Origin of the sequence: Epibacterium ulvae, assembly GCF_018678075.1 — a bacterium.
Taxonomy (GTDB): domain Bacteria; phylum Pseudomonadota; class Alphaproteobacteria; order Rhodobacterales; family Rhodobacteraceae; genus Epibacterium; species Epibacterium ulvae_A.
In genome coordinates this window covers 1-12,581 of sequence record NZ_JAHHIR010000092.1, presented here as the reverse complement: position 1 = coordinate 12,581, position 12,581 = coordinate 1, and the positions used below count along the sequence as shown (strand labels likewise).

The 12,581-nt window shown below is 56.1% G+C and carries 10 protein-coding genes and 1 pseudogene; 9 read left to right on the top strand and 2 right to left on the bottom strand.

Going from position 1 to position 12,581, the window contains the following annotated elements:
• Positions 1-293: 293 nt before the first annotated feature.
• Positions 294-1,658 (bottom strand): hypothetical protein, encoded by a 1,365-nt coding sequence (locus KMP13_RS18435; protein ID WP_215267442.1) that lies wholly within the window; start codon positions 1,656-1,658, stop codon positions 294-296.
• Positions 1,659-1,686: 28 nt separating this feature from the next.
• Here KMP13_RS18435 and KMP13_RS18430 point away from each other — a divergent pair.
• The 3 genes and pseudogenes from KMP13_RS18430 to preA form a co-directional block, all read left to right on the top strand.
• Positions 1,687-1,803 (top strand): annotated as a pseudogene (locus KMP13_RS18430) (GapR family DNA-binding domain-containing protein); the annotation flags it as partial.
• 258 nt (positions 1,804-2,061) lie between these two features.
• On the top strand, positions 2,062-3,396 hold the full coding sequence (locus tag KMP13_RS18425) for an NAD(P)-dependent oxidoreductase (RefSeq protein WP_215267441.1): 1,335 nt from the start codon (positions 2,062-2,064) through the stop codon (positions 3,394-3,396).
• Between the two features lie 52 nt (positions 3,397-3,448).
• Positions 3,449-4,750: an NAD-dependent dihydropyrimidine dehydrogenase subunit PreA gene (preA, locus tag KMP13_RS18420; RefSeq protein ID WP_215267440.1), complete on the top strand. Its 1,302-nt coding sequence runs from the start codon at positions 3,449-3,451 to the stop codon at positions 4,748-4,750.
• Positions 4,751-4,820: 70 nt separating this feature from the next.
• Here preA and KMP13_RS18415 read toward each other — a convergent pair whose 3' ends face one another.
• Positions 4,821-5,435: a TetR family transcriptional regulator C-terminal domain-containing protein gene (locus KMP13_RS18415; protein WP_215267439.1), complete on the bottom strand. Its 615-nt coding sequence runs from the start codon at positions 5,433-5,435 to the stop codon at positions 4,821-4,823.
• A 287-nt stretch (positions 5,436-5,722) separates the two neighbouring features.
• On the opposite strand from KMP13_RS18415, the gene KMP13_RS18410 reads away from it, so the two are divergent.
• The 6 genes from KMP13_RS18410 to KMP13_RS18385 all read left to right on the top strand — a co-directional run bounded on the left by KMP13_RS18410 (position 5,723) and on the right by KMP13_RS18385 (position 12,353).
• Positions 5,723-6,973, top strand: a complete 1,251-nt coding sequence (locus KMP13_RS18410; protein ID WP_215267438.1) for a Zn-dependent hydrolase — start codon at positions 5,723-5,725, stop codon at positions 6,971-6,973.
• Between the two features lie 115 nt (positions 6,974-7,088).
• Positions 7,089-8,543, top strand: a complete 1,455-nt coding sequence (gene hydA, locus KMP13_RS18405; RefSeq protein ID WP_215267437.1) for a dihydropyrimidinase — start codon at positions 7,089-7,091, stop codon at positions 8,541-8,543.
• 83 nt (positions 8,544-8,626) lie between these two features.
• Complete coding sequence (locus KMP13_RS18400; RefSeq protein ID WP_435370372.1) at positions 8,627-9,373, top strand: ABC transporter ATP-binding protein; 747 nt, start codon at positions 8,627-8,629, stop codon at positions 9,371-9,373.
• Positions 9,370-10,287, top strand: a complete 918-nt coding sequence (locus KMP13_RS18395; RefSeq protein ID WP_215267435.1) for an ABC transporter permease — start codon at positions 9,370-9,372, stop codon at positions 10,285-10,287. Before KMP13_RS18400 ends, KMP13_RS18395 begins: the two co-directional genes overlap by 4 nt.
• Positions 10,288-10,375: 88 nt before the next feature.
• Positions 10,376-11,227 (top strand): ABC transporter permease, encoded by an 852-nt coding sequence (locus KMP13_RS18390; RefSeq protein WP_215267434.1) that lies wholly within the window; start codon positions 10,376-10,378, stop codon positions 11,225-11,227.
• Between the two features lie 139 nt (positions 11,228-11,366).
• Positions 11,367-12,353, top strand: coding sequence for an ABC transporter substrate-binding protein (locus KMP13_RS18385; protein ID WP_215267433.1), 987 nt, complete (start codon positions 11,367-11,369; stop codon positions 12,351-12,353).
• Positions 12,354-12,581: the final 228 nt, after the last annotated feature.

Below are 12,581 nucleotides of genomic sequence, written 5' to 3'. Positions count from 1 at the left end.
GCCAACTCGCTGACCGTCTCCTTGCCTTTCAGTGCTTCCAATGCGACCTTGGCCTTAAACTCAGGGTGATGTTGCTTTCGTTTCGACATCGTCAATCTCCTTCGTGTTGAAGATCAACAGACAACAAATCGTAGCTTACGTCAGTATCCGATTTTCGGGGGGTAGCTCACAACATATCCATTCCGTTCCATCCATTCGAGATAAATGGCTGTTCGGATCAAGAAGCGGTATTTTGTTGCTCCGCCATATTGGGCCTTTATTAGGAAGGTGGGTTCGTCGTTTCCGTCACCATTCTAGTGTTTCATATTAGTGAGCGCTTGATTGACCTTTGTTGCACATTGACCGTATTCGTCTTGGGAAATGATCGAATGGTCGCCCCTCATGGTCTGAATGCTGGAGGCACTCAAGCGCAGTTCGTCCATGTAAAATTTCGTGAAATGGCGTAAGCCGTGGAGGTTTCGGCCACGTACATGGGGTGTAATGCCAACTCTCTTACATGCGTCCGCCCACGCCTTAGATACTCGCTTCATTGTCAATGGCTCGCCAAGCCTACCATCGCGAGCAAACATATTAATAAAGAAATATGGGTGTTTTCGACTGGTTCTATGCCGCAGATGGAACGCCTGGATTTCATTCACGCATTCGTTAAAAGCCAAGGCGGCTCCTTCGTTCAACCACCACGTCTTTGCAATGAGATAATCTCCGAACAATTTCTTTGTCTTGAAACCAGCATAAAGTACGTCTGAACTCGACCGATCTGGTCTTGGCTGAAATCCATATTTATTCAGAAGGTATTCCATCCTCGTCATCTTGTTGGTGTTGAAGTCGCCAAGCCATGTACTTTCGTTCGGATGCGCGATTAAAACAAGCGGGAGGTCATCTGCAGGGATCCCGAAGAACTCCCGGTTGTAGGACGACGGTAAAATACCCACCTGCCAGATGTTGAGAACTTCTGAGATCCGGTGTGATGCACCGTATGTTAACAGAATCCATATGGCCCTAAAGACGGAATTGCTTTCAGCCGCGATGATGAGTCTGATTTCTTCCTCTGGCGGAAAGGGCCTGAAACCTTTCTGCCTACTCGTTGGCCGGAACCGCTTCGGCGTCCTTATGTTATCATCGCCCCTGAGATCAGCCCAAAAGTGTCGGTGCTTGGCCAAGTGAATGAAGAAGTCATCGGTCTGGTCACGGAGGTTCTTTACCTCGCTCATGGGGAGGCGGAACAGGCGCCGATCCAGAGTTCGTGCATCACTTCCAGCGTAACTCTCCAGAAACTTGAATTCGGAGCTGACGGTTGTTTTGGCTACCCCGTCCCAGTCGAGGGCGTGGAGCAAATGATCAGAGTTAAGGTGTTTTGTCCCGGTGCCCCGGAAATCCATATAGGCGAAAACAGACATGGTTTGATCCTGAACGCTCAGTTTTTGGCCCTGAGAGTAGAGGTGGTAGAAATTCATGAAACGGCAAACTGCGGCAACGTGCTGACGAACGGAAATAGTCCCAAGGTTGGCGCTTAGCTGTGATGCCCATTTGACGATATCCATGCACACATTGCACTCCCCAAGCTCCGGATCTTGAGAGAAAACTACAGGTAACGCAGCGTGGTCGCAGTTACAAATAGACAGATACGCGGTTACTGCTACAGGAAATGGTTGTGCCATATAATACATTTTTCCTGTGGTGGTATAAGGTTACGACACCAAAGTGATACGCAAGGTCATCGCGCTGCGCAAACGTGACAAGGACGATATCGCCGAAGAAGAAGCGGTATTGGAAATGTATAAAGAAGCGCTTGGCATGGCGTAACATTCGGATTTCATGGCGTGCGCGTCGTGATTTTCTGTTCGATTGGGATCGTCTGTACAGGGTGCAGGCGGCTCTTTTTGTTTGGTGCGCGGCGTTGCTTAAAACTTATGCAGTGAGAATTGTTGTTTAATTACAGCGTAGTGCGGCGATGATTTAAGAATTCCGAAGCTCGGATCGCAGCTTTTAAAAATTTTACCAGTTGATAAAAAATTCAATCCTGTCACTCTAAATAAAAGATAAGAGACAGGGAGACACCCAATGGCACAGAGCCATCAGGCATCGGGTATTCAGGCGGGGCGGCTGCCCGCCGAGGATATCGCCACGAATTTTGAAGACCTGCATGCTCCGTTTGACGCGCATGAAGCAGCGGTTGCCGCCGATCGCTGCTATTTCTGCTATGACGCGCCGTGCATGCAGGCCTGCCCAACCTCCATCGACATCCCCCAGTTCATTCGCGAAATTCAAGGGGGGCATCCCACCGCTGCAGCAAAGACTATTCTGGATCAGAATATTCTCGGTGGGATGTGCGCGCGGGTTTGCCCGACCGAGACCCTTTGTGAAGAGGTCTGCGTCCGTGAAGCCGCCGAAGGCAAACCGGTCGAAATTGGCCGTCTGCAACGCTATGCAACCGACGCGCTTATGGAAAAAGGCGCGCAGCCTTTTACCCGCACGGACGCCACTGGCAAAACAGTCGCCGTGGTCGGCGCGGGACCCGCAGGGCTTGCGGCGGCGCACCGTCTGGCCATGTTGGGCCACGATGTGGTGTTGTTTGAGGCCAAGCCCAAAGCAGGCGGCCTCAATGAATTTGGCATCGCGGCCTATAAGTCCACCAATGATTTTGCCGCGCGTGAGGTTGACTGGCTGCTGCAGATCGGCGGCATCACGGTCGAATACGGCAAAAAGCTGGGTGATGCGCTGACCTTGGACGGGCTGTCGCAGGACTATGACGCGGTGTTCCTGTCTATCGGCCTTGGTGGTGTGAATGCATTGCGCACCTCGGGTGAGGATGTGGCCGGTGTGGCAGATGCGGTGGATTTCATTGCTGAACTGCGTCAGTCAGCAGATCTGACGTCCCTGCCAGTTGGCCGCAATATTGTGGTGATCGGCGGTGGTATGACGGCGGTTGATGCGGCGGTTCAGTCCAAACTGCTGGGCGCGGAAAACGTCACCATTGCCTATCGCCGCGGACGCGACGCCATGGGTGCCAGCCGGTACGAACAGGATCTCGCCGCCTCAAAAGGGGTGAAGCTGATGTTCAACGTGATGCCCAAGGCGATCCATGGCGACAGTGCGGCCTGTGAAATTGAACTGGAATACACCGAGATCGTGGACGGTCGCGTCACCGGAACCGGCGAGACCCTGCGCCTGAGTGCTGATCAAGTCTACAAGGCGATTGGCCAAACCCTTGAAGGGCAGCCAAGTGCGCTGGACCTTGAAGGGGGGAAGATCAAGGTGGATGAGGCTGGCCGGACATCGGTCGCGGGTGTTTGGGCCGGGGGCGATTGTGCGTCTGGTGGCGAAGACCTAACCGTCACCGCCGTCGCCGAGGGCCGCGATGCGGCTATGGATATTCACGCGAGCCTGATGGGCTGAGCCAGCCGGGCTGCAATGCGCAGCGCTGGCAAGCATGAAAAGGAGCTGATACATGGCTGACCTTACAACAGATTTTCTGGGCATTAAGTCTCCCAACCCGTTTTGGCTGGCCTCTGCGCCACCAACGGACAAAGAATACAATGTGCGTCGCGCGTTTGAGGCCGGATGGGGCGGGGTGGTTTGGAAGACCCTGGGCGCCGAAGGCCCGCCGGTGGTGAATGTGAACGGTCCGCGTTATGGCGCGATCTGGGGCGCAGACCGCCGTCTTCTGGGGCTCAACAATATCGAACTGATTACGGATCGCCCGCTTGAGGTGAACCTGGAAGAGATGACGCGCGTCAAAAAGGACTACCCGGACCGCGCGCTGATCGCATCCATCATGGTGCCCTGCGAAAAAGAAGCGTGGCAAAAGATCCTGCCGCGTGTGGCGGAAACCAATGCCGACGGGATTGAGCTGAACTTTGGCTGCCCGCATGGGATGGCCGAACGCGGGATGGGCTCTGCTGTGGGGCAGGTGCCGGAATATATCCAGATGGTGACCGAATGGTGCAAACAGTACTATGACCGCCCGGTCATTGTGAAACTGACGCCCAACATCACCGATGTCCGTTATCCGGCACGTGCGGCCAATGCGGGCAACGCGGATGCGGTGAGTCTGATCAACACCATCAACTCGATCACATCGGTCAACCTGGACGCGATGGCGCCCGAACCGACCATCGGCGGCAAAGGCACGCATGGCGGCTATTGCGGCCCGGCGGTGAAGCCGATTGCGATGAATATGGTTGCCGAGATTGCCCGCGATCCTGAAACCGCAGGCCTGCCGATATCGGCCATTGGTGGCATCACAACGTGGCGTGATGCGGCGGAGTTCATCGCCCTGGGTGCAGGCAATGTGCAGGTGTGTACGGCCGCGATGACCTATGGGTTTGATGTGGTCAAAGAGATGATCTCGGGCCTGTCTGAGTGGATGGATGACCAAGGGTACAGCTCTATCCAAGACTTCAAAGGCATGGCAACGCCGAATGTCACCGACTGGCAATATCTGGACCTGAACTACGTCACCAAGGCCAGGATCAGCGAAGCCGACTGTATCAAATGCGGACGCTGCTATGCGGCTTGCGAAGATACCTCACACCAAGCGATTGCGATTTCCGAGGATCGGGTGTTCTCGGTCAAGGACGACGAATGCGTGGCCTGTAACCTTTGTGTGAACGTCTGCCCCGTTGAGGGCTGCATCACGATGGAAGAGGTGCCCGCCGGGCAGATCGACCAACGCACAGGTGAGGTGGTCAGCGACGAATATGGCAGCTGGACCACCCATCCAAACAACCCAATGGCTGTGGCTGAATAAACAACAACGGGGCGTATGATCGCGCCCCGTCGTTCAGATGATTTATGCATGAAAACATGCAGTTGAAACGTTATCCCGTGGGCGTCAAAAGCCGGTGATACAGCGTTTCCAAAAAGGCAGGTGCGGCGTCATATGGGTCTTCGTCGCCCATCAGGGTGCGGACCTGAACTTCAAAATCCGCGTAGTGTTGTGTGAGTGACCAGATGGAGAAGATCAGATGTCTGGAGTGAATTCGGTTCAGTTTTCCCTCATTCATCCAGCGTTCAATCACCAATGTCTTTTCGTCCACCAGATCCTTCAACTCGGTCGACAGGGTTTCGAGCATACGCGGCGCGCCTTGGATAATCTCATGCGCGAACAGACGGCTTTCACGGGGAAAGTCGCGGCTCATTTCGATCTTGCGCGCGACATAGGCCTGGATTTCCTCGATCGGCTCCCCGTCATGATCCATCGCTCGCAGCGGGTCCAGCCAGGTGTCCAGAAGATCGGACAGCACGGCCTTAAAGATCGATTCCTTGGTGGGGTAGTAATACAGCAGGTTCGGCTTGCTCAGCCCGGCGGCCTTGGCAATTTGATCCACAGTAGAGCCGCGAAATCCGTTCTGGGAAAACACATCAAGTGCTGCGTCCAAAATGATGGCACGGTTTCGTTGCTGGATCCGGGTGGTGTTTTGGCTTTTGGCCATTTGGCGCGTTGTGCTCCTGTTGTTATGCGCCGTTTCACAGCGCCTTTTTTTACGTCAGTCACCGGGCCTGGCTGATGTTCATGTGTGCAAATTTCAGGCATGATCTTGACTGGGGCCTACCCCGTGATAGCGTCAGTTTGACCATCTGGTCAAATAACTGTTTGTTTTGCCGCATCCCCAATTCAGTCCGACGCATGGATTTCGGGCATACCTATAACAATGGCCACCAAAGTGTCACCGCATAAGGCCCAGGCAGTTTGGGGTGCGAGACAAGAAGGAAGCTAAGAATGACCGCGCCAGGAGAAAACTTCAAGATCAACGGCGATCGTCTGTGGGATACCTTGATGGAGATGGCCAAAATCGGCCCCGGTGTTGCAGGTGGCAACAACCGTCAGACCCTCACGGATGAAGACGCCGAAGGGCGCGCACTGTTTCAAAGCTGGTGTGAGGCGGCAGGCTGCACCATGGGTGTGGATACGATGGGCAATATGTTTGCCACGCGTCCCGGCGCCGATGCGGATGCGCTGCCGGTCTATGTGGGCTCTCACCTTGATACCCAACCGACGGGTGGCAAATACGATGGTGTTCTGGGCGTTCTGGGCGGGCTAGAGCTGATCCGGTCGCTGAATGATCTGAACGTCAAAACCAAACACCCGATTGTGGTCACCAATTGGACGAATGAAGAGGGCACCCGTTTTGCTCCGGCGATGCTCGCCTCTGGTGTATTCATTGGCACCCACACCCAAGACTGGGCCTACGAGCGCGAAGATTCCGAAGGCAAGACTTTTGGCGATGAGCTGACCCGGATCGGCTGGAAAGGCGATGAAGAGATTGGCGCGCGCAAGATGCATGCGTTCTTTGAATTGCACATCGAACAGGGCCCGATCTTAGAGGCCGCAGGCAAAGACATCGGCGTCGTCACCCACGGGCAGGGCCTGTGGTGGCTGGAATGCACGGTGACTGGCAAGGACGCGCACACCGGTTCAACCCCGATGAACATGCGGGTGAATGCAGGTCTTGGCATGGCGCGGATGACCGAGGCCGCGCATCAGATCGCCATGGCCCATCAACCCTATGCGGTTGGTGCCGTTGGGCACTGCGATGTTTTCCCCAATTCGCGCAACGTTATTCCGGGCAAAGTTGTCTTTACCGTGGATTTCCGCTCGCCTGATCTGGCCAAGCTGACCTCGATGCGGGAACAATATGAAGCCAAGGCCAAGGAAATCGCCGAAGAGCTGGGGCTTGGGCTGACGATTGAATCCTCGGGCCATTTTGATCCGGTAACCTTTGACGAGGGCTGTGTTACAGCTGTGCGCGATGCGGCCGAACGTCTGGGTATGAGCCATATGGATCTGGTCTCGGGCGCCGGGCATGACGCTTGCTGGATCAACCAGGTTGCGCCAACCGCGATGGTGATGTGTCCCTGTGTGGATGGACTGTCCCATAATGAGGCGGAAGAGGTCACCAAGGACTGGGCCGCAGCTGGTGCCAATGTGTTACTGCATGCGGTGGCTGAGACAGCTGAAATCGTTGGATAAAGAGAGAACACGCGGGGGCGCTGCCCCCGCACCCCCGAAGTATTTTTGAAAAGATGAAAATCCGGGTGTTTCAAAAAATGCGAGCCAGAAAACTGGCGGCGACAGGGAGATAGAGATGACAACTGTTATCAAGAACGGCACCGTTGTGACCGCGGATCTGTCCTATAAGGCGGATGTTTTAATCGAAAGCGGCGTGATCATTGAGATTGGCGCCGGCCTGAAGGGTGATGAGGTTCTCGATGCCACCGGCTGTTACGTGATGCCGGGCGGGATTGATCCGCATACCCATTTGGAAATGCCGTTTATGGGCACCTATTCCTCGGATGACTTTGAAAGCGGGACGCGTGCGGCACTGGCCGGTGGTACCACGATGGTTGTGGATTTTGCGCTGCCCAATCCCGGCGAAAGCCTGCTGGATGCGTTGAAACGCTGGGACAATAAATCGACGCGGGCCAATTGCGACTATTCCTTCCACATGGCGGTGACTTGGTGGGGGGAGCAGGTTTTCGAGGACATGAAGACCGTGGTTGAGACACGGGGCATCAACACGTTCAAACATTTCATGGCATATAAAGGCGCGTTGATGGTCAATGATGACGAAATGTATGCCTCGTTCCAGCGTCTGTCGGAGCTCGGCGGTATTGCCATGGTGCATGCCGAAAACGGTGATGTGGTGGCCGAATTGTCCGCCAAGCTGCTGGCCGAAGGCAATACAGGTCCCGAAGCGCATGCCTTTTCCCGTCCGCCACAGGTGGAAGGCGAAGCGACAAACCGAGCGATCATGATTGCCGATATGGCCGGTGTGCCGCTTTATGTGGTACATACGTCCTGTGAGGAAGCGCATGAGGCGATCCGGCGGGCGCGTATGCAGGGCAAACGCGTTTGGGGCGAGCCGCTGATCCAGCATCTGACCCTGGATGACAGCGAGTATATGAACCCCGATTGGGATCATGCGGCGCGCCGGGTGATGTCGCCGCCGTTCCGCAACAAACAACATCAAGACAGCCTGTGGGCCGGTCTGCAGTCGGGATCGCTGTCGGTGGTTGCAACCGACCACTGCGCCTTTTCGACCGAACAGAAGCGCTTTGGCGTTGGTGATTTCACCAAGATCCCCAACGGGACTGGCGGTCTGGAAGATCGCATGCCGATGCTGTGGACACATGGTGTGGAAACCGGGCGGTTGACGCCAAATGAATTTGTCGCCGTAACCTCAACCAATATCGCGAAAATTCTGAACTGCTACCCCAAGAAAGGCGCGGTTCTGGTGGGCGCGGATGCGGATCTGGTGGTGTGGGATCCGGCCAAGACCAAGATGATTAGCGCCGCGTCACAGCAGTCCTCGATCGACTATAACGTCTTTGAAGGTCAGGCCGTCAAAGGTTTGCCGCGCTTTACCTTGACACGGGGGCAGGTGGCCGTGGCGGACGGAGAAATCAAGACCAAGGAAGGCCATGGCAAATTTGTCGAACGCGCGCCAAACACAACCGTGAACACGGCGCTGTCGACCTGGAAAGAGCTGACCGCGCCGCGCCCGGTTGAGCGCAGCGGGATACCGGCGACCGGAGTATGAGAGACGTGTTGAGCCAAAGTGAAATTGACGGCTTTGCGGAGGATACACCCGCCGTGGCCGAACCTGTAGTCAAGGCACAGGATCTGAACCTTGTGTTTGGGGCCGGTGAAAGCGCGGTTCATGCGCTCAAGGACGTGAACCTGACGATCAACAAAGGGGATTTTGTCTCCTTCATCGGGCCGTCGGGTTGCGGCAAGACCACGTTCTTGCGCTGTATCGCCGCCTTGGAGCAGCCCACTGGTGGCAGTTTGACGGTCAACGGCATGACCCCGGATGAAGCGCGTCAGGCGCGTGCCTATGGCTATGTGTTTCAGCACGCAGGCCTGTACCCGTGGCGCAGTATCGCTAAGAACATCCAACTGCCGCTTGAGATTATGGGCTACAGCAAGGCGGAGCAGGGCAAACGCGTCGGCGAGGTTCTGAAACTTGTGGAGCTGGAACAATTTGGCAAGAAGTTTCCCTGGCAGCTGTCAGGGGGCATGCAGCAACGGGCGTCGATCGCGCGGGCTTTGGCCTTTGATGCGGATATCCTGTTGATGGATGAACCTTTTGGGGCTTTGGACGAGATCGTGCGCGATCATCTGAACGAGCAGCTGCTGCAGCTTTGGGCGCGCACCAACAAGACCATTGGGTTCGTGACGCATTCGATCCCGGAAGCCGTTTACTTGTCGACCAAGATCGTCGTCATGTCGCCGCGTCCCGGGCGGATCACCGATATTATCGAAAGCCCGCTGCCCAAGGAACGCCCCTTGGACATTCGTGACAGTCCTGAGTTTATCGAAGTTGCCCACCGTGTGAGGGAAGGGCTGCGGGCGGGGCATGCCTCATGAAGACGGTGATGTCTTTTCTGGCGGTCTTGGCTGTAATTGTCGGCTTTTGGTATGCGGCTTGTGTTCCGATGAACGTCAAAGGCTTGCTGGATGCGGCTGAACGGGCTGGGGAACAGGTGACGCCTGCCACGGCGCGGGAACGGCGCGATGCCGGTGCGTTTGGCCTGGTTGTGGGCAACACATTTGTGGTTTCGCGGTCGTGGTCAGTGGATCGTCCGCGCTTGCCTGCGCCGCATCAGGTGGCGATTGAGCTTTGGGAGACCACGGTTCAGAAGAAGATCACCTCAAAACGCAGTCTGATCTACCATGGCAAGGTGACGCTGTCGGCGACGCTTTTGGGGTTTGGCATCGGGACCGGCCTTGGCATCCTGTTGGCGGTGGGGATTGTACATTCGAGAGTGATGGATATGTCCGTCATGCCCTGGGCCATCGTCAGCCAGACGATCCCGATCATTGCGTTGGCGCCGATGATCATTGTGGTGCTCTATTCGATTGGCGTGCAGGGGCTGTTGCCCAAGGCGATTATCGCGGCTTACCTCAGCTTTTTTCCAGTTGTGGTGGGCATGGTCAAAGGGCTGCGCAGCCCGGATCATATGAAGCTGGATCTGCTCATAACCTATAACGCCAATACCGCGCAGGGGTTCTGGAAGCTGCGGCTGCCGTCCTCGATGCCGTATCTGTTTGCGTCGTTGAAGATCGGGATTGCCGCGTCGCTGGTGGGCGCGATTGTTGGCGAACTGCCGACCGGAGCGGTGGCCGGGTTTGGCGCGCGCCTGTTGGCGGGCAGCTATTATGGGCAGACGGTGCAGATTTGGTCTGCGCTTTTTGCGGCTGCCATTCTTGCCGCAGGTCTGGTCGCGTTGCTGGGGGTGATGGAACGTCTGATCCTGAACCGAATGGGGGTGAAAGCGTGAGGCGTTTGAAGAGCTGGGGCGCTGCCCCCGCCGCGCAGGCGCGGCTCCCCCGAAGTATTTTTGAAAAAGTGAAAGCCTGGAGGATGCAATGGGTCTAGTTCTCATGGCTGTTGTCCTGTGGGGCGTGGGTTGGTGGATCAACATGCGGCTGGCAAATGGTCCGCGGTCTGAAACCCGTTTGGTGCAACTTGCGGTTCCTACCATTTTTGGCGCGACCTTGCTGGCGGTCTGGGAGCTGTTGGTGCATGGGCTGGAGGTGCCGTTGGTGATCCTGCCCGCGCCTAGCGAGATTGCCGTGCGGTTTTCCAGCAGCCTGCCAATCCTGTGGGCCGATTTCACTCAAACCATCCTTAAAGGGGCGTTGGGCGGCTATGTCATGGGGTGTCTGGCCGGAGTGCTGACGGCGGTTCTGGTGGATCGCAGCGATTTTCTGCGGCGCGGATTGCTGCCGGTTGGAAACTTTGCCGCGGCCTTGCCGATTGTGGGCACCGCGCCCATTCTAGTGATGTGGTACGGGTTTGACTGGCAGTCCAAGGCGGCTGTGGTTGTGGTTATGATCTTCTTTCCAATGCTGGTGAATACGGTCGCAGGCCTGCGGGAAACCGATGCGATGCAGCGCGATTTGATGCAGACCTATGCGGCCAGCTATTGGCAGAGTTTTTTCAAACTGCGCCTGCCGGTGGCCCTGCCGTTCATCTTCAACGGGCTGAAGATTTCAACAACCCTGGCGCTGATTGGTGCTATTGTGGCTGAGTTCTTTGGCTCGCCCACCGTGGGAATGGGGTTTCGGATTTCCACCAGTGTGGGTCAGCTTGCGCTGGATATGGTTTGGGCCGAGATTGTAGTGGCCGCATTTGCAGGATCGGCCTTTTACGGGCTGGTCGCCGCCTTGGAGCGTGCCTTGACCTTTTGGCACCCATCCCAACGCAGCAGGCTTTGAACAGATATTTGAGCGCGGCACGCAGCGGCGCTCATTCTTTTGGCGTAGCGTGAAAAGAAAGCACGAAAACAATAGAATAGCTTTTGGCTCACGCGCGCTTTTCACCAAGATCGGATCAAAACAATAGGGAGCTAGATCCATGAAACAACTTCTTGCAGCCACCGCGCTGGCCGCATTGGCAACCGGGTCCGTGCAGGCCTCGGACGAGGTGACATTGCAGCTCAAATGGGTGACACAAGCCCAGTTTGCGGGCTACTACGTTGCCCTCGACAAAGGTTTCTATGAAGAAGCCGATTTGGATGTCACCATCCTGTCCGGTGGTCCAGATATTGCACCAACTCAGGTGATCGCGGGCGGCGGTGCAGATGTCACCGTCGAATGGATGCCGGCCGCATTGGCCGCACGCGAAAAAGGTTTACCGCTGGTCAATATTGCACAGCCTTTCAAATCTTCCGGCATGATGCTGACCTGCTGGAAAGACACCGGCATTGCAGCACCCGCCGATCTGGCGGATCGCACGCTGGGTGTGTGGTTCTTTGGCAATGAATTCCCGTTCATGAGCTGGATGAGCCAGTTGGGCATTTCCACGGCAGGCAAATCTGAGACTGGTGTTGAGGTCCTGAAACAGGGCTTTAACGTCGACCCGCTGTTGCAGCGCCAGGCCGATTGTATTTCCACCATGACATACAATGAGTACTGGCAGGTGATCGACGCAGGCGTAGGCGTGGATGAGCTGGTGACCTTCAAATACGAAGATCAGGGCGTCGCCACGTTGGAAGACGGTCTGTATGTGCTCGAGGAAAACCTGGATGATCCAGAGTTCGTCGCCAAGATGGAGCGTTTTGTAAGCGCCTCCATGAAGGGTTGGAAATACGCCGAGGCCCATCCCGATGAGGCGGCCGAGATCGTGTTGGACAATGATGCATCTGGCGCGCAGACCGAAGAGCACCAAAAGCGCATGATGGGTGAGATTGCAAAACTCACCGCTGGCAGCAATGGCGCATTGGACGTCACCGACTACGAACGCACAGTGCAGACGCTTCTGGGCGGCGGCTCTGATCCGGTCATTACAAAAGCGCCAGAAGGCGCATGGACACATGCCATCACGGATGCAGCGCTGAAATAATCAGTTGGGGATAGTGAAATGAAACGCGGCCCTCTCTGTAGAGGGCCGCGCTTTTTGTTTCTGGACCTTACGGCGTTTTGCGATTTTTGATGAGGTCGTCGACGACGGATGGGTCGGCGAGGGTGGATGTGTCGCCTAGGGATCCAAAGTCGTTTTCGGCGATTTTGCGTAAGATGCGGCGCATGATTTTGCCGGAGCGGGTCTTGGGCAGGCCGGGGGACCATTGGA

Coding starts and splice junctions, on each gene's coding strand:
- KMP13_RS18435 (WP_215267442.1), bottom strand. CDS start 1,658: ATGGCACAACCATTTCCTGTAGCAGTAACCGCGTATCTGTCTATTTGT.
- KMP13_RS18425 (WP_215267441.1), top strand. CDS start 2,062: ATGGCACAGAGCCATCAGGCATCGGGTATTCAGGCGGGGCGGCTGCCC.
- preA (WP_215267440.1), top strand. CDS start 3,449: ATGGCTGACCTTACAACAGATTTTCTGGGCATTAAGTCTCCCAACCCG.
- KMP13_RS18415 (WP_215267439.1), bottom strand. CDS start 5,435: ATGGCCAAAAGCCAAAACACCACCCGGATCCAGCAACGAAACCGTGCC.
- KMP13_RS18410 (WP_215267438.1), top strand. CDS start 5,723: ATGACCGCGCCAGGAGAAAACTTCAAGATCAACGGCGATCGTCTGTGG.
- hydA (WP_215267437.1), top strand. CDS start 7,089: ATGACAACTGTTATCAAGAACGGCACCGTTGTGACCGCGGATCTGTCC.
- KMP13_RS18395 (WP_215267435.1), top strand. CDS start 9,370: ATGAAGACGGTGATGTCTTTTCTGGCGGTCTTGGCTGTAATTGTCGGC.
- KMP13_RS18390 (WP_215267434.1), top strand. CDS start 10,376: ATGGGTCTAGTTCTCATGGCTGTTGTCCTGTGGGGCGTGGGTTGGTGG.
- KMP13_RS18385 (WP_215267433.1), top strand. CDS start 11,367: ATGAAACAACTTCTTGCAGCCACCGCGCTGGCCGCATTGGCAACCGGG.